Source organism: Pseudomaricurvus sp. ABR4_320, assembly GCF_056159445.1.
In genome coordinates this window covers 277,677-292,860 of the sequence record NZ_JBSWVF010000005.1, presented here as the reverse complement: position 1 = coordinate 292,860, position 15,184 = coordinate 277,677, and the positions used below count along the sequence as shown (strand labels likewise).

Below are 15,184 nucleotides of genomic sequence, written 5' to 3'. Positions count from 1 at the left end.
AGGACTCCGGCCCTGCTAACGATCTTCCGGGGTTAGGTGGCATGGTTACCAAAGAGGAAGCCATGCCGCTGGGTAATTAAACAATGAACGAATGGGGGAGTGAAGAGGCATCTGTTGATTTTTTGACGGGTGGTGTCGGCGCCCCGGGGCGCCTGACAGTATGCTGATGAAGCGATAGTGGTCACTAGCCATGTGTTCCGCTTTTGATTTCAGACTCCTCTTTGTGAGAGTCATCCAGACCGTACTCTTCACTCAGTTGACCTTTGTCGCCAGGGTTGCGAGGAGCCCAGTCTTTTGGAGGCTCACTGTGCATGACGTCTGAGGTTTCCGTTGGCGTACTGGCTGATGAACCCTCGATGAGCTTACCGTCGCCAGCTTCGATCAATTGGCGGCTAACGTCAGGATTGGTTAATTTTAACGCACTGTTTGCGAGATGTTCGTGAACATCTTTGTAACTTTGAGTGAGGTTGTTCACCAGCTGTGAAGTGGCAACAAAGTGCTCAGTGACTTCCTGTTGATATTCTTTGAGCTCTTCTTCTGCTTTTTGCAGGCGTGCCTCAAGGGTTTTTGCTTCTTTTTGCTTGGGGTGAAAAGCCCGTACCAGTAGAGCTCCTATAAGACCTCCGGCAATGACTGCCACAAGGGCTGTCAGGATCAGGGCGCTAGTATTGAACACATCAATCTCCTCGGTTTAATGACAATGGCAAAGCAGGTTGGCCATTTGGCGAGTAAACGCCGTGCGCATAACCATGTATTATACGCACCTTGTGCAGCCATGTGTGCCTATTTGTTAACTGGGCGACTATCTCCGAGTGGCTGCTCAAATTTACATCATCTGTTCAATGAGGTAGCCAAGTGACAAACCCTGCGAGTCCATTCTTAGAGCGGGAATCCCGAGTTTTGATCCCTGGTCCTGCAGGGCAGTTGGAGCTACTTGTGTACGGAGCCCAAACGCGGGGTGACGTGTCGGAAGAGGATTATCTGGCGATTGTTTGCCATCCTCACCCTCTGCACGGAGGATCCATGCGCAATAAAGTGGTGACAACACTGTTGCGCGTGTATCGCGATCTCGGGATGAATGCCGTCACGTTTAATTTTCGTGGTGTTGGTGCCAGCGAGGGAAGCCACGATTCAGCGAAAGGGGAGGTTGACGATTTACTCTCTGTCATCGCCTGGGCCGAATCTCAGCGACCCAATGCCAAATTACTGCTGGCGGGGTTTTCCTTTGGTTCAGCAATCGCCGCAGCCGCTACCTATAGATTGGATGGCCAAACCGTAAACCAGTTAACGTTGGTCGCACCGCCCATTGAACGTTATGCGTTTGATCAGGATGGCCATTTTCCCTGTCCCGTTGTAGTTGTTATTGGTGATAAAGATGAATTGGTTGACGTTCCTGGTGTCATACAGTGGCAGGCGGGGTTAAAGAGCCATACTCGACTGCTGAATTACCCGGAGGCGACGCACTTTTTTCACGGCCACCTCTCGGAATTGAAGAGTGATTTGTCGCAACTCTTGCAGCAGGAACTCTCCTTGGATTTGTCCTCGCGGTAATCTAAACCACCATCATTAGCTCCTCAGAATTTTGTTTCCCGACCCAGTTGTCGGCTTATCAGGTACAGTTATGCAGGGTACCCCACTAGAACGTTATCGCAACGACATTGAAAACAACGGGTACAGTTATGACCCGACCCAGGAACACGCCGTAACATTGTTGCAGGATCTGTACGAACGCTTGGTTGCCGATTGGCGAGGCGGACAGAAGCCTAAGGGTGTGTGGGCTAAAATGAAGCAGCGGTTTTCCGAGCCCGAGGTCAGAAAGCCGCAGAAAGGTCTGTATTTCTGGGGCGGAGTGGGGCGCGGTAAAACGTATCTCATGGATAACTTTTACGAAAGCCTGCCGTTTCCAAATAAAATGCGCGCACATTTTCATCGCTTTATGCGGCGCGTGCACCAGGATTTACGGGAGTTAGACGGGCAGAAAAACCCTCTTGATCTCGTTGCTGATCGTATTGCCCAAGAGGCGGTCGTTATCTGTTTTGACGAATTTTTTGTCTCGGATATTACCGATGCCATGATCCTCGGAAATTTAATGCAGTCATTGTTTGAGAGGGGCGTATCTTTGGTGGCGACGTCAAATATCGTTCCTGACAACCTTTATAAGGACGGTTTGCAAAGAGTTCGTTTTCTTCCTGCGATTGAGCAGCTAAAGCGCCACACTCAAGTGGTGAATGTAGATGGTGGCACGGATTACCGTCTTCGAACGCTCGAGCAGGCAGAGTTGTTCCACTGCCCTCTGGATGAGGCAACGGATGCCAAATTGCTTAAAAGCTTCGAAAGTCTGGTGCCCGACCCGGAAGAGATTCGCTCAAATGTTGACGTTAATGTGGAAGGGCGTCCCATAAGAGCACGATTCGAAGGCGAGGATGTTGTCTGGTTTGACTTTAGGGAGCTCTGCGACGGTCCGCGATCGCAGAACGACTATATCTCCTTGGCGCGGGAGTTTCACGCGGTACTCTTGGCAAATGTTCCGCCGCTCGGGGTAGAAAAGGACGATCAGGCTCGCCGTTTCATCAATATGGTGGACGAATTTTATGATCGGGGGGTGAAATTGATCATTTCCTCGGCAAAACCGCTCATGGAGATCTATGCTGGAGGTAAGCTGACGTTTGAATTTGAGCGCACCACCAGCCGCCTGCTGGAAATGCAGAGTCGTGACTATCTGGCGAGGCCTCATAAACCATAAAAACATTGCATTTGAAGGCCGGGCCAATTAGAATCCGGCCTCCCTTTTTTAGGGGTTCATCTACGATTTTATCTACGTCGAAGGCAAATACAACATGAAGACTATCAGTGCCAAGCCTGAGTCAGTCGAACGCGACTGGTTCATTATCGACGCAGAAGGCAAAACTCTCGGCCGTATGGCTGCCGAGATTGCAACTCGTCTGCGCGGTAAACATAAACCCGAATACACCCCTCATGTCGATACCGGTGACTACATCGTTGTTATCAACGCTGAGAAAGTTCACGTGACAGGTAATAAGGCGAAGGACAAAATGTACCATCGTCACACAGGATATCCTGGTGGCCTCAAGTCCATGAGCTTTGAGAAGCTGATCGAAAAGGCGCCGGAAAGAACTATTCAGAGTGCTGTTAAAGGCATGCTGCCTCGCGGCCCTCTTGGTCGTGCCATGTTCAAGAAGCTGAAAGTCTATCCGGGTGCCGAGCATCCACATGCCGCTCAGCAACCTAAAGCGCTGAACATCTAAATCCAGGGGAAATCACATGGCAGCTACACAATATTACGGAACAGGTCGCCGCAAAACGTCAACGGCGCGGGTGTTCATCTCTCAAGGCAGTGGCTCTATCACTGTCAACGACAAGAGCCTGGATGACTACTTCGGTCGTGAAGTGGCTCGTATGATCGTTCGTCAACCACTTGAGTTGGTTGATATGTCAGAAAACTTTGACGTCAAAGTCACCGTTAAAGGTGGTGGCAGCTTTGGTCAGGCAGGCGCTATCCGTCATGGTCTGACTCGTGCGCTGATCGAATATGATGAAGGTCTGCGCCAGACTCTGCGTGGTGCCGGTTACGTAACTCGTGACGCACGTGAAGTTGAACGTAAGAAAGTTGGTTTGAGAAAGGCTCGTAAGAAGCCACAATTCTCCAAGCGTTAATCGCAGTGGCTCCCTGTTGTGGGTGTCACTCAGCAGTATTCGCCCGGATTGTTCGACAATCTGGGCTTTTTTTTGCCCAGAATCAAGTAAAGCGGAGTTCGGGCCGTGCATTACCTTGTATCGGTCTTTAGACTTCTTTAATATGTGGCGATTTTTCAATTCACCGTTATAAAAGCCTCTAAATCTTTGAATTTCAGTGGGTTAGTGGTTACTGCCTCTGTTAGCTGTTAAGGGAGAATAACGTCATGAGTAGTGACGGAGTCAACGTAGGCCGGCGTCGGTTTCTGACGGCGGCGACTTCAGTGGTCGGAGCTGCGGGAGTTGTCGGTGCGGCAGTTCCATTTGTAGCGTCATGGAACCCGAGTGCGAAAGCGAAAGCAGCGGGCGCTCCAGTTAAAGCCAATCTCAGTAAAATCGAGCCAGGGCAGATGATCGTTGTTGAGTGGCGGGGTAAGCCAGTCTACATCATCAACCGAACCCCTGAAATTCTTGAAAACCTCCCCAAGTTGAACGATCGCTTGAGAGATCCGAATGCTGAAGTTCCGCAGCAGCCAGAGTATGTCAAAGGCATAGCCCGCTCGATTCCGGGTCACGAACAATATGCGGTGATACTCGGACTTTGTACGCATTTGGGGTGTGCGCCCATGTTTCGTCCAGATGTTGGCGCGGCAGATTTGGGCGGTTCCGCATGGTTGGGCGGCTTCTTTTGCCCCTGTCACGGCTCCAAGTTCGATTTGGCCGGACGTGTTTTCCAGGGCGTGCCTGCACCTATTAATCTTGAAGTTCCACCCTACAGGTATGAATCCGATACGGTAGTGGTCATCGGCGAAGATACGGAGGCTTGACATGAAGTGGATGACCGATCTGTTAGCGTGGGTTGATACCCGCCTGCCGGTAACCCGTGCGTGGGACACGCACATGGGCAAATATTATGCCCCGAAAAATTTCAATTTTTGGTATTTCTTTGGTGTTTTGTCGATTCTGGTACTGGTCAATCAGCTGCTGACCGGAATCTGGCTGACCATGAATTACACACCTTCTGCAGAAGAGGCCTTCGCATCTGTTGAATACATCATGCGTGATGTCGACTATGGTTGGATTCTGCGATATATGCATTCCACCGGCGCATCGGCGTTCTTTGTGGTTGTCTATCTGCACATGTTTCGCGGCCTGATGTACGGGTCTTATAAGGCGCCTCGCGAACTGGTGTGGATTTTCGGTATGACGATCTACCTGATCCTGATGGCTGAGGCCTTTATGGGCTATGTATTGCCTTGGGGCCAGATGTCCTACTGGGGCGCCCAGGTGATTGTGTCGCTGGTCGGGGCGATCCCCGTCGTTGGAGAGTCTCTGGTGCAGTGGGTGAGAGGGGACTTCCTGATCTCCGGGGCAACCTTGAATCGATTCTTCGCGCTGCACGTTGTCGCTTTGCCTATCGTTTTGCTCGGTTTGGTTGTAATGCATATTTTGGCGCTGCATGAAGTGGGCTCTAATAACCCCGATGGCGTTGAGATCAAAAAGAATAAAGATGAAAACGGCATTCCTAAAGACGGTGTTCCATTTCATCCGTTCTATACAGTACATGACCTCGTTGGCATCACAGTGTTCCTGTTCGTCTTCTGTTTTGTGTTGTTTTTCATGCCGGAGATGGGTGGATTCTTTCTTGAATACGCCAACTTTGAAGAAGCCAACGCACTGAAAACGCCCGCGCATATTGCACCTGTTTGGTACTTTACGCCTTTCTACGCCGTCCTTCGTGCTGTGACTATTGATATTGGCCCTTTGAGCTCCAAGTTCCTGGGATTGGTGGCCATGGCCGGCGCGATTGCGATCCTGTTTGTTCTGCCCTGGCTGGACAAGAGCCCGGTTAAATCCATGCGCTATCGCGGCTTTATGCCTCGCATCTCTCTGTTGTTGTTTGCAGCGATGTTCGTTGTATTGGGCTACCTCGGGGTCAAGCAGCCAACACCTGGTCGTACGGTTCTGGCTCAGTTAGCCACCGTTTACTACTTTGCCTACTTCATCCAGATGCCAATCTTCTCTACGCCTAATAAGAAGCGTGGCATTATTGGAATGGTTGTTAGTGTTGTGCTGGGTCTGTTGATGCTGAAGCTGTCTTGGGGAGAGTCCGAGAGCCCGGTCTTGATTTCCTTGTTTGGTACCTTGTTGTCCGTATTCGTCGCTGCGACACCATGGTTAACTATGCGTGACAGCGAATCCACAACGCCAGACCGCGTGCAATCCAAAGGTCTGCCGGCACCTCTGGTATGGGGTGGATTACTGTTCTTCATAATTATGGTGGTCTTTCCGATCAAGGCTGTGGGTGCGACCGGTGAGTTTGAGTGTGGATCCATTCCCTGCGACCATATGGAGCCTGATCTGGAAGATAAAGAATCTCTGCAAAGTGGTGCAAAGTGGTTTGTGAACTACTGTATGGGGTGTCACTCTGCAAAGTTCTCCCGCTATGGCAGGGTTGCAGAGGATCTAGCGATTCCTGAAGATGTGATGATGGCCAACATGGTGTTTGGCGACAAAAAAATCGGTGACCTGATGGAAATACCCATGGGGGCCGATAATGCCAAAGCATGGTTTGGTGCTGCGCCTCCAGATTTGACCCTGGTAGCTCGTTCGCGTTCTCCTGAGTGGCTGTATACCTACCTTCGCAACTTTTATAAGGACGATACTCGTCCTACCGGGGTAAACAATCGGGTATTTGATAAAGTCGCCATGCCCCATGTGTTGTTAGAGATGCAAGGGTTGCCGGAATGTGCACCGGGACCAATACACGATAGTCATGGTAAAATAGTCCGCGATCCCGTAACTGGAGAGCCAGTTCGTGAAGGGCACTGCGGCAGTTTGCAGGTTGTCACTGAAAAAGGTTCCATGTCCCCCGAGGAATTCGACAAGGCCATGTATGACCTGGTGAACTTCCTGGAGTACATCGCTGAGCCGATGGCTCTGGACCGGGAGAGAATTGGAGTCTACACGCTACTTTTCCTCTGCGTTCTGTTCGTCTTTGTATATCTGCTGAACCGCGAATACTGGCGCAACATTCACTAAGAAAACGCGTGTTTTCGGCCATATCGGGCGGGTTGCCAAGCAATCCGCCCGTTTATATTTTTTTGCTAAAGCTGAGGTAGATTAAATGGGCGTTGTGGCGAAACGTTCTTCCATGACATATTTTTCTGACGGCCGTGATCATTACAGCCATCGTGTCAGAATTGTTCTGGCGGAAAAAGGTGTCGCAGTTGACGTGATAGACGTCGACCCTAAGAACAAGCCAGAAGAGCTGGCGGAGTTAAATCCTTATAATGACTTACCGACGCTGGTAGACCGCGATCTGTCGTTGTACGAAACGCGGGTAATGATGGAGTATTTGGATGAGCGTTTTCCTCATCCACCGCTGTTGCCGGTATACCCCGTTGCGCGAGCTCAAAGCCGCCTCTGGATGCATAGAATAGAAAAAGACTGGAGTCCACTGGTCGATGTTATTCTCAGTGGTAAAAACAAGGAACAGGCTGCTAAAGCTCGCAAGGATTTGCGGGACAGCTTAGTGACGATTGCTCCAATATTTTCCGAGTTACCCTTCTTCATGAGCGAGGAATTTACCATTGTCGATTGTTGTTTAGGCCCAATTTTATGGCGTCTTCAAGCTATGGAAATTGAATTGCCCAACAATAAGCAGGTAAAACCTTTGTTCGATTACATGGATCGTTTGTTTAGCCGGGAGTCTTTCAGAGAAAGTCTTACCGAGATGGAGCGGGAAATGCGCTTGTAATTGAGCGCACCACCTTTAATCCAACAATCGGAGTAAGACCATGGCAATGACATCCAGCAGACCCTACATGATCCGAGCGCTTTATGAGTGGATCGTGGACAATGAATGCACACCTTATTTACTGGTGGACGCGCATTCTCCAGGGGTTGAGGTTCCGCAGCAATATGTGAACAAGGATGGCCAGATTGTATTGAATATCTCTCCCACGGCTGTGATCGGTCTTTCCATTGCCGACAATTACGTGAGCTTCAATGCACGTTTTGGCGGAATCCCGACCGATATCCACGTACCCTGTTCTGGCGTTCTGGGTGTTTACGCGCGCGAAAACGGTCAAGGAATGATTTTTGAACCAGAGCCAGAAACGGATCCGGAGCCGCCTAAGCCGAAAAAGTTGGCGCCAGCGGAATCCAACAAAGCTCCCGAAAAAGCGAAAGCCTCTACGGAAAAGAGACCCAGCTTGAAGATCGTCAAGTAGCAGGATGTGCTGAGGTCGGTTCTGTACTGATTTCGCGGATAGGAACAAGAAAAAAGGCGCTGTAAAGCGCCTTTTTTTGTGAGCTATCGCCTCACTGCTTCAGCTCTTTTTCACTGAAAATCCCTGAAAACAGCACGCTGGTGAGATATCGTTCCCCGGAATCGGGCAAAATGGTAACAATGTTCTTACCAGCGTTTTCTGGGCGTTCAGCGACTTTTACCGCCGCGGTTAGGGCCGCGCCACAGGAAATGCCTGCGAGTATGCCTTCTTCTGCCATGAGACGCCGGGCCATCTCTACCGCTTCATCGTTGGATACTTTCACAACCTCATCTATTAAGGACGTATCCAGGTTACCTGGGACGAAACCCGCGCCAATCCCCTGTATTTTATGGGGAGACGGTGTTGGTGTTTCTCCCGCTAGAGTTTGACTGATGACCGGAGAGACATCGGGTTCAACAGCAACGCAGGATACAGCCAGTCCCCGCTGGTTTTTTAGATAGCGAGATACGCCAGTAATGGTGCCTCCAGTTCCGACGCCTGCAACAAAGACATCGATTTTGCCATCAAGGGCCGCGTCGATTTCAGGGCCAGTCGTTTTTTCATGAATTTCCGGATTTGCCGGGTTTTCAAATTGCTTGGGCATGAAGTAGGCGGATGGATCTGAGGATGCTATTTCTTCGGCTTTGGCGATGGCGCCTTTCATGCCTTTTTCGCCGGGTGTCAGCTCTAATTCCGCACCGAGCGCCTTGATGAGTTGCCGACGCTCCAAACTCATGGAATTTGGCATGGTCAAAATCAACTTATAGCCGCGTGCGGCGCAAACAAACGCCAGGGCGATGCCCGTATTACCACTGGTGGGTTCAACAACGGTCATTCCTGCCGTTAAAGCACCACTTTGTTCCGCTTGCCAAATCATATTGGCGCCGATCCGGCACTTAACGGATCCAGCGGGATTTCTCGACTCTAACTTTACGTAAACATTTTTGTCTGTAATGCGTTTGAGTTTAACCAAGGGTGTTAATCCGATGGTCTGAGAATTGTCTTCGTAAATTGCACTCATCGTTTGGTCCTTAATCTATCGCAACAAATCGTCCGTCGATCTGTTCGGGATTGCCGTTTTCGCAGGCGTTTTAATTGCGCTGGAAAATATTGGAAACTTTTTTAATTTCAAAATCTTATTGGTGCATATAGAGGTTCTTTATAATACTTAATGGGTTACCGTCAGATCATAATTAAAAGGAGTAATCAATGGCTATCTTAAGTCACACCGTGGGCATTTTGCTGCACCCGGACAGTGAATGGAAGGCGATTCGCAACGAACGCAATTCCTTTTTGCAAGTTTTCCTCAGTCACGTACCGTTTTTGGCACTTATACCAACTATCGCAACCTTTATTGGCGTCACTCAAATTGGCTGGTCGTTCGGCGACGGGCAAAAAGTCTGGCTGACGGTTCCCAGCGCCTTAACGCTTTGTGCGACGGCCTATGTCGCTTTTCTGGTGGCGATCTATGTGTTTGGGGAGTTTATTAACTGGATGGCAAGAACCTACGGTGTGCGAGAAGAGGGGGAGCAGCGCCATTACGAGGGTACTGCACTGGCGGTTTATGTCACTGTACCGTTGTTCTTGGCGGGTATTTTTGGTTTGTATCCGGATGTATGGGTTAATTCGATGGCAATTATTGTCGCGGGCGCCTATTCCGTATATTTGATTTATGAGGGCATTCCGATCCTCATGAATATTTCGAAAGAGCAGGCCTTTATGTATGCCTCATCGGTTGTAACCGTGGGATTGGTTTTGTTGGTCATTGTTCTCGTCGGTTCTGTTATTGCCTGGAGCATTGGGGTGGGGCCGGTTTATGTGAGCTGACTGGCGTTGTCTCGTTATGTGACAACAATTCTCGAACAGCAAAAAAGGCCCGATACGGGTCTTTTTTTATGTTGGTCGTTTTAGTGGTTCGTCTCGAGCGGTGGTGCAGGGCAATCCAAACTCAGTACCAGTGCCCGGTAAAAGTCGTATTCATTCGCGTGAACCAGCCCGTCGAAGTGAATACAGGTGGCAAATGCTTTCAGCAGTACCGGCTTTTGAAGCGGCCCGAGTCGATTCAGTCTATTGATCGATGCTTTCAAGCGGGCGAGCGTTAACACGCTGTCGTTCAGTCTGTCGGGGCAACCGGAGAGAGGGAGTAATGTTGCTGCAGCTTCATACGCCTGCTGGCAGGATTTCTGAGTCGTGCCGGCATACTGGCTCAGCCAGCTTAGAATAATCTGGGCAGCGGCCGGTTGTTTTCTCAGGTCCAGTTTAGGTCCTTTAAGACGTTCAGGTTGCAGCGAATGCTGAACGATAATCTGAATGAAGAGAGGAAAAGGTGAATCCAGGGTTGTTTGATTAACAATCCAAGAGAGATTATCCATCAGCAAAGAGCGTTGCTTATCCGAGGTCAGCTGTAAGGCAGGCAATGACAATTCCAGCAGGGGCATGCGATGTTTTTGAGAAACAGACTGCAATTCTGGCAGCAGCTCAATGACTTGTTCTGAAACGACAGGGTGTGTATGCTTTTTCAGATAGTCTTGCACATTCCTAGGATTGTGGCTGCTAACCATTGCAAGTCCGTAAATGATACTGCGGGCGCTGAGCGGATCATGGCAGGCGTCGCGCAAGCGTTCGCTAATGCGTTCAATATGAGCGTAATGCTCTTTTCCTGAGGTGTTGGAGGTTTCTGTTGCGACGTTTGCAGGCGAAAGAATAGGTTCTGCAGCTCCCAACACAGTCGCAAATGTCTGCAATGAATCCGTCGGCACCGATTTGTTCGAGTCCTTCTGTTGGAGATTATCTTTGTAGAGCTCGGCGCCTTTGGGCTGGGGAAACGACGGCTTCCAGGCCGGATTTATCCGTTCGATTCGCATTGACAGTTGCGGGTGAGTTGAGAGCCAGCGCATGGGATTCCAGCGCCAGTCACTGTGAAAAAAGACGTGACTGAATTCACCTGGCTGTTTGCTGGGGAGTGTTTTCCGGTTTTGATGAAACAGCAGCTGTAGCGCTTCACCAATGCCATTGGGATTGCGAGTAAGGCGTACAGCGGAGGCATCGGCGAGATATTCCCGCTGACGACTAATAGCCGCTTTGATGAGATTGCCAAGCAAAATACCCGCAGAACCGAGGAAATAGAGACCCAGTCCCGGTAAAAGCGTATTGCGGCGGTTTTTTCTGCGTCTTTGGTTGGGCCGTCCATGGAGCAGGAACTTGCCCAGTTCGCCAATCATCATGATGCCATGGAGCCAACCTGTCAGGCGTTGGTTGAGCTGGATATCGCCATTGATAATATGGCTGAATTCGTGAGCAATGATGCCCTGCAATTGCTGTCGATTGAGCGTTGTGAGGCTGCCTTGAGTCACTCCGATCACGGCATCGCGGGGCGAATTTCCCGCAGCAAATGCGTTAATACTGGCGTCGTCCAAAAGAAAGACAAGCGGTACCGGCGTACCAGCGGCTATCGCCAGCTCTTCTACGACGTTGATCAGTTGACGCTCTCTGGGATCTGGAGTATTCCCTGGAATCAGGCGTGCACCCAAGGATTCTGCGACAACACGCCCCCCGCGTCGCAGCTCCAGAACTTTGAAGCAGGAACCCGCGCCGATCAGCATTGATGTTCCCACGGCAATGCCGATGAGGAGGTTTCTGCCATCTTCAGAGAAGAGTCTGTGCCAATTCGTGTCCCCAGCTCGCGCGTAGGCTGACACGCTGCTGGCGGGGAAGATGCCGTACGAGAGACAGAGCACACCGACAAACAGAGTGACCAAACTGACGAGAATCGCTGTCGCTAAGGCAAACAACCACACGAAACGGCGACTGAGTCGACGGGCCATGTCCTGGTGGGCGTGAAAATTCATCGCGTATCGCTCGCTTTCCGAAAAAATTCCAGACTGAGGCGACTCAAAACGCTACGTTTGGCGCGTGACGAATCGCTTCGGCATCTTCAAACTCCAACATGCCGACATCGGCGCGGTGACCGAACTGAGATGCGAGAACAATCTGAGGAAAGCAATTGCGATAGGTGTTGTAATCGGTCGCGGCATCGTTATAAGCCTGACGGGCAAAGGCCACTTTGTTTTCTGTTGCGGTCAGCTCCTCTGCCAATTGCATCATATTGGTATTGGCTTTGAGTTCGGGGTAATTTTCAACCTGGATTTGCAGCTTCCCCAGTGATGCTTGCAGGTTTCGTTCACTGCGAGCCAGAGCGGCCAACGTATCGGTATCGCCAGGTTTTTTGAGGGCTTGTTCAAGCTTACTGCTGGCGTCGTTGCGAGCGTTGATTACGGCTTCCAGAGTGTCTCTCTCGTGGTTCAAATAGCCCTTGGCCGTGGCGACAAGGTTTGGAATCAGGTCGTAGCGGCGTTTGAGCTGAACTTCGATTTGAGACAGTGCATTCTCGACACGTTTTTGCAGGGTGACGAGCCGGTTGTAGAGTGTGATCAAATAGAATGCGAGAGCGATCAATACGCCCCAGAAAATCAGAGTGCTTACTTCCATGGCGTAACATACCTCATAGGATCTGCATGGCAGGGGATAGCAAACCTGTGTTTGCCCCATAAAAATGGGCAAAAACTTGGCAATGGGGTAATGGTAGGTGCCCTGGAGTCAAGAATCTGTGACCATCTTGGCGCTGGATGGGGGACTGGGTCGGATTTTTACGGCGACCGATTTATTGAGAAGGAGTATTTAGGCGCCATAGGACCAGCGTGGAACGAATATTTACCATATACTGTCATCCTGAGGATATACACCACTACAGATGACGTCTTTACAGGATAATTTATGAGCAACGAGGTAACCCCTCAGGATTCTAACGAAAAAATCCATCTAAAAGCCTATGCTGAGCGTGCTTACCTGGATTATTCCATGTATGTCATTCTCGACCGGGCGCTGCCCAATATCGGCGATGGGCTCAAGCCGGTTCAGCGTCGTATCGTATACGCCATGAGCGAGTTGGGACTCAACAGCACGGCAAAATTCAAGAAATCCGCCCGTACGGTCGGGGATGTGATTGGTAAGTTCCATCCCCACGGTGACAGTGCTGCCTATGAAGCCATGGTGCTTATGGCGCAGCCGTTTTCTTATCGCTATCCGTTTGTCGATGGCCAGGGTAACTGGGGTTCCCAGGATGATCCCAAGTCCTTTGCGGCTATGCGCTATACTGAGTCGCGACTGACCAAATACGCACAGACATTATTATCGGAGCTGGGGCAGGGTACCGTCGACTGGCTGCCCAATTTCGACGGTACTCTGGATGAACCCGCGGTGTTGCCGGCGCGCGTCCCCAATGTACTGTTGAATGGCACGACAGGCATCGCTGTGGGTATGGCAACGGATATTCCGCCTCACAACTTGCGGGAAGTGGTGCAGGCAACTGTACATCTGTTGGACAACCCCAAAGCAGATGTCCCGGAACTCATGCAGTTTATACCTGGGCCGGATATGCCCACGGATGCTGAACTCATCAGTTCACCGGAGGAAATTCGCAAAATCTATGAAACCGGGCGCGGTGGTTTGAGGATGCGCGCGGTGTGGAGCAAAGAGGGCGGTGACGTTATTGTCACGGCGTTGCCACATCAGGTCAGTGGTGCGCGGATTTTGGAGCAGATTGCCGCTCAGATGCAGGCGAAGAAACTGCCGATGGTGGCAGATCTGCGCGACGAATCCGATCATGAAAATCCGACGCGTCTGGTCATTGTGCCGCGCAGTAACCGCATTGATCTGGATGCTATGATGGGGCATTTGTTTGCCACCACGGATCTGGAGCGCACCTACCGGGTCAATCTGAACATGATTGGCATCAATGGATTGCCCCAGGTGAAGCCTCTCAATGTCATCCTCGATGAGTGGCTCAAGTTCCGCCTGCTTACTGTGCGGAGACGTCTGCAGCATCGGCTGAAAAAAGTCGAAGAGCGTCTCGAGCGTTTGGCCGCATTGCTGATTGTCTATCTGAATGTCGATGAAGTCATTCGTATCATTCGCGAAGAAGAGCATCCTAAAGCGGTTCTTATTGAACGCTTTGATCTCAGTGACATGCAAGCAGAGTACATCCTCGAAACCAAGTTGAGGCAGTTAGCCCGACTCGAGGAAATGAAGATCCGCGATGAACAGAAAGCCCTGGAAAAAGAGCGTGAAAGTCTGATGAAGACGCTCGACTCGGCCCGTCGTCTGCGCACGTTGGTTAAGAAAGAGCTGTTGGCTGCGGCTGACGAATACGGGGATGACCGGCGTTCACCGATCGTACAGCGAGCAGAAGCTCAGGCGTTCAGCGAGGCGGATCTGCTGGGCAGCGAACCCGTCACGGTAGTACTGTCAGAGAAAGGCTGGATTCGCTCTGCCCGAGGCCACGATCTCGATCCGGAAAGTTTGAACTACAAGGCGGGTGATGCCTTCAAAATTGCCGCCCGTGGCAAGAGTAATCAACACGTCATTCTGTTGGATTCGACAGGACGCAGTTACGCGTTGCAGGCACATACGCTACCCTCCGCCAGAGGTCAAGGTGAGCCCGTCAGCGGGCGCCTGAGTCCACCCAGTGGTGCAACCTTTGAAGGTGCGCTGATGGGGGATGATTCGCGCAAAATTTTGCTGGCATCCGACGCGGGTTATGGTTTTGTCACGAGTCTGGGCGATCTCTACACCAAGAACAAGTCGGGTAAGGCTGCTCTGACATTACCCGAGGGCGCTAAGGTTTTGCCGCCGTTTGAAATTGAAGACGCGGCCAACGATCTGTTAGCAGCTGTCAGTAATGAAGGCCGGTTGCTGGTGTTTCCGGTCAGCGAGTTGCCGGAATTGAGCCGCGGCAAAGGCAATAAAATCCTCAGCATTCCCACGGCGCGTGCCAAATCTCGGGAAGAGTATCTGTTGGGTGTCGTGGTGGTGAGTAAGGGCCAGCAATTGCAAATTCAGGCGGGCAAACGCAGTCTGACCCTGAAAGGGGCAGAATTGGACCACTATTTGGGCGAGCGCGGACGTCGCGGTAATAAGTTGCCCAGAGGGTTCCAAAAAGTAGACCGGGTTCTGATCAAACGCTGATTTTGTAGAAGAGTATCGGGAAGCCATGCGCGATCGTGTGGTTTTCTCCCCCGAGGTTTTATTCGGCCAAGGAAAAAATTTGAACTATCTTTAAAGCACTTTGCTTTCGTGTTCTCGGTAGCCATCCGTTTACGGTGGCTGCTGTCGTTAAAGCTGCTCGATGTAATAACAATAACGTCATCATCTGAGAGGCT

General features: G+C 50.9%; 14 protein-coding genes. 10 read left to right on the top strand and 4 right to left on the bottom strand.

The genetic code is table 11. The features are described 5' to 3' along the window. Window positions 1-184 precede the first annotated feature (184 nt). A complete protein-coding gene (locus tag ACXAFR_RS12790) occupies window positions 185-676 on the bottom strand; it encodes a Z-ring associated ZapG family protein (protein WP_475177427.1) in 492 nt (163 codons plus the stop codon). 179 nt (window positions 677-855) lie between these two features. Between ACXAFR_RS12790 and ACXAFR_RS12785 the strand changes: the two genes are divergently transcribed. The 8 genes from ACXAFR_RS12785 (at window position 856) to ACXAFR_RS12750 (ending at window position 7,928) form a co-directional block, all read left to right on the top strand. After that, the gene (locus ACXAFR_RS12785) at window positions 856-1,551 is read left to right on the top strand and encodes an alpha/beta hydrolase (RefSeq protein ID WP_475177425.1); all 696 of its coding nucleotides are present in this window, start codon (window positions 856-858) and stop codon (window positions 1,549-1,551) included. A gap of 70 nt (window positions 1,552-1,621) precedes the next feature. After that, entirely contained in the window at window positions 1,622-2,743 is a 1,122-nt protein-coding gene (gene zapE / locus ACXAFR_RS12780; RefSeq protein ID WP_475177423.1) for a cell division protein ZapE, read from the top strand. A gap of 94 nt (window positions 2,744-2,837) precedes the next feature. Beyond that, the gene (rplM, locus tag ACXAFR_RS12775; RefSeq protein ID WP_475177421.1) at window positions 2,838-3,266 is read left to right on the top strand and encodes a 50S ribosomal protein L13; all 429 of its coding nucleotides are present in this window, start codon (window positions 2,838-2,840) and stop codon (window positions 3,264-3,266) included. A 16-nt stretch (window positions 3,267-3,282) separates the two neighbouring features. Continuing rightward, entirely contained in the window at window positions 3,283-3,675 is a 393-nt protein-coding gene (rpsI, locus tag ACXAFR_RS12770; RefSeq protein ID WP_475177419.1) for a 30S ribosomal protein S9, read from the top strand. Between the two features lie 245 nt (window positions 3,676-3,920). Then, window positions 3,921-4,520 (top strand): ubiquinol-cytochrome c reductase iron-sulfur subunit, encoded by a 600-nt coding sequence (gene petA, locus ACXAFR_RS12765; protein WP_475177417.1) that lies wholly within the window; start codon window positions 3,921-3,923, stop codon window positions 4,518-4,520. 1 nt (window position 4,521) lies between these two features. Continuing rightward, the gene (locus ACXAFR_RS12760; RefSeq protein WP_475177416.1) at window positions 4,522-6,735 is read left to right on the top strand and encodes a ubiquinol-cytochrome c reductase; all 2,214 of its coding nucleotides are present in this window, start codon (window positions 4,522-4,524) and stop codon (window positions 6,733-6,735) included. An 85-nt stretch (window positions 6,736-6,820) separates the two neighbouring features. After that, complete coding sequence (locus ACXAFR_RS12755; protein ID WP_475177415.1) at window positions 6,821-7,453, top strand: glutathione S-transferase N-terminal domain-containing protein; 633 nt, start codon at window positions 6,821-6,823, stop codon at window positions 7,451-7,453. 40 nt (window positions 7,454-7,493) lie between these two features. Continuing rightward, on the top strand, window positions 7,494-7,928 hold the full coding sequence (locus tag ACXAFR_RS12750) for a ClpXP protease specificity-enhancing factor (RefSeq protein WP_475177412.1): 435 nt from the start codon (window positions 7,494-7,496) through the stop codon (window positions 7,926-7,928). A 91-nt stretch (window positions 7,929-8,019) separates the two neighbouring features. Here ACXAFR_RS12750 and cysK read toward each other — a convergent pair whose 3' ends face one another. Then, window positions 8,020-8,988, bottom strand: a complete 969-nt coding sequence (cysK, locus tag ACXAFR_RS12745; RefSeq protein WP_475177410.1) for a cysteine synthase A — start codon at window positions 8,986-8,988, stop codon at window positions 8,020-8,022. Window positions 8,989-9,176: 188 nt separating this feature from the next. Between cysK and ACXAFR_RS12740 the strand changes: the two genes are divergently transcribed. Further along, window positions 9,177-9,794 carry a Yip1 family protein gene (locus ACXAFR_RS12740; protein WP_475177409.1) on the top strand — a complete coding sequence of 206 codons (618 nt, stop codon included), beginning with the start codon at window positions 9,177-9,179 and terminating at the stop codon, window positions 9,792-9,794. A gap of 80 nt (window positions 9,795-9,874) precedes the next feature. Here ACXAFR_RS12740 and ACXAFR_RS12735 read toward each other — a convergent pair whose 3' ends face one another. Together ACXAFR_RS12735 and ACXAFR_RS12730 are read right to left on the bottom strand one after the other, a co-directional pair. After that, window positions 9,875-11,815, bottom strand: coding sequence for a M48 family metalloprotease (locus tag ACXAFR_RS12735; protein WP_475177406.1), 1,941 nt, complete (start codon window positions 11,813-11,815; stop codon window positions 9,875-9,877). A 43-nt stretch (window positions 11,816-11,858) separates the two neighbouring features. Then, entirely contained in the window at window positions 11,859-12,455 is a 597-nt protein-coding gene (locus ACXAFR_RS12730; RefSeq protein ID WP_475177404.1) for a LemA family protein, read from the bottom strand. A 285-nt stretch (window positions 12,456-12,740) separates the two neighbouring features. Between ACXAFR_RS12730 and parC the strand changes: the two genes are divergently transcribed. Continuing rightward, window positions 12,741-14,990 (top strand): DNA topoisomerase IV subunit A, encoded by a 2,250-nt coding sequence (parC, locus tag ACXAFR_RS12725; RefSeq protein ID WP_475177403.1) that lies wholly within the window; start codon window positions 12,741-12,743, stop codon window positions 14,988-14,990. The last annotated feature ends 194 nt before the right edge of the window (window positions 14,991-15,184 follow it).

What these genes read in the sequence shown, in the direction of transcription:
- zapE (WP_475177423.1), top strand. Translation starts at nt 1,622, where the DNA reads ATGCAGGGTACCCCACTAGAACGTTATCGCAACGACATTGAAAACAAC.
- rplM (WP_475177421.1), top strand. Translation starts at nt 2,838, where the DNA reads ATGAAGACTATCAGTGCCAAGCCTGAGTCAGTCGAACGCGACTGGTTC.
- rpsI (WP_475177419.1), top strand. Translation starts at nt 3,283, where the DNA reads ATGGCAGCTACACAATATTACGGAACAGGTCGCCGCAAAACGTCAACG.
- petA (WP_475177417.1), top strand. Translation starts at nt 3,921, where the DNA reads ATGAGTAGTGACGGAGTCAACGTAGGCCGGCGTCGGTTTCTGACGGCG.
- ACXAFR_RS12760 (WP_475177416.1), top strand. Translation starts at nt 4,522, where the DNA reads ATGAAGTGGATGACCGATCTGTTAGCGTGGGTTGATACCCGCCTGCCG.
- ACXAFR_RS12755 (WP_475177415.1), top strand. Translation starts at nt 6,821, where the DNA reads ATGGGCGTTGTGGCGAAACGTTCTTCCATGACATATTTTTCTGACGGC.
- ACXAFR_RS12750 (WP_475177412.1), top strand. Translation starts at nt 7,494, where the DNA reads ATGGCAATGACATCCAGCAGACCCTACATGATCCGAGCGCTTTATGAG.
- cysK (WP_475177410.1), bottom strand. Translation starts at nt 8,988, where the DNA reads ATGAGTGCAATTTACGAAGACAATTCTCAGACCATCGGATTAACACCC.
- ACXAFR_RS12740 (WP_475177409.1), top strand. Translation starts at nt 9,177, where the DNA reads ATGGCTATCTTAAGTCACACCGTGGGCATTTTGCTGCACCCGGACAGT.
- ACXAFR_RS12735 (WP_475177406.1), bottom strand. Translation starts at nt 11,815, where the DNA reads ATGAATTTTCACGCCCACCAGGACATGGCCCGTCGACTCAGTCGCCGT.
- ACXAFR_RS12730 (WP_475177404.1), bottom strand. Translation starts at nt 12,455, where the DNA reads ATGGAAGTAAGCACTCTGATTTTCTGGGGCGTATTGATCGCTCTCGCA.
- parC (WP_475177403.1), top strand. Translation starts at nt 12,741, where the DNA reads ATGAGCAACGAGGTAACCCCTCAGGATTCTAACGAAAAAATCCATCTA.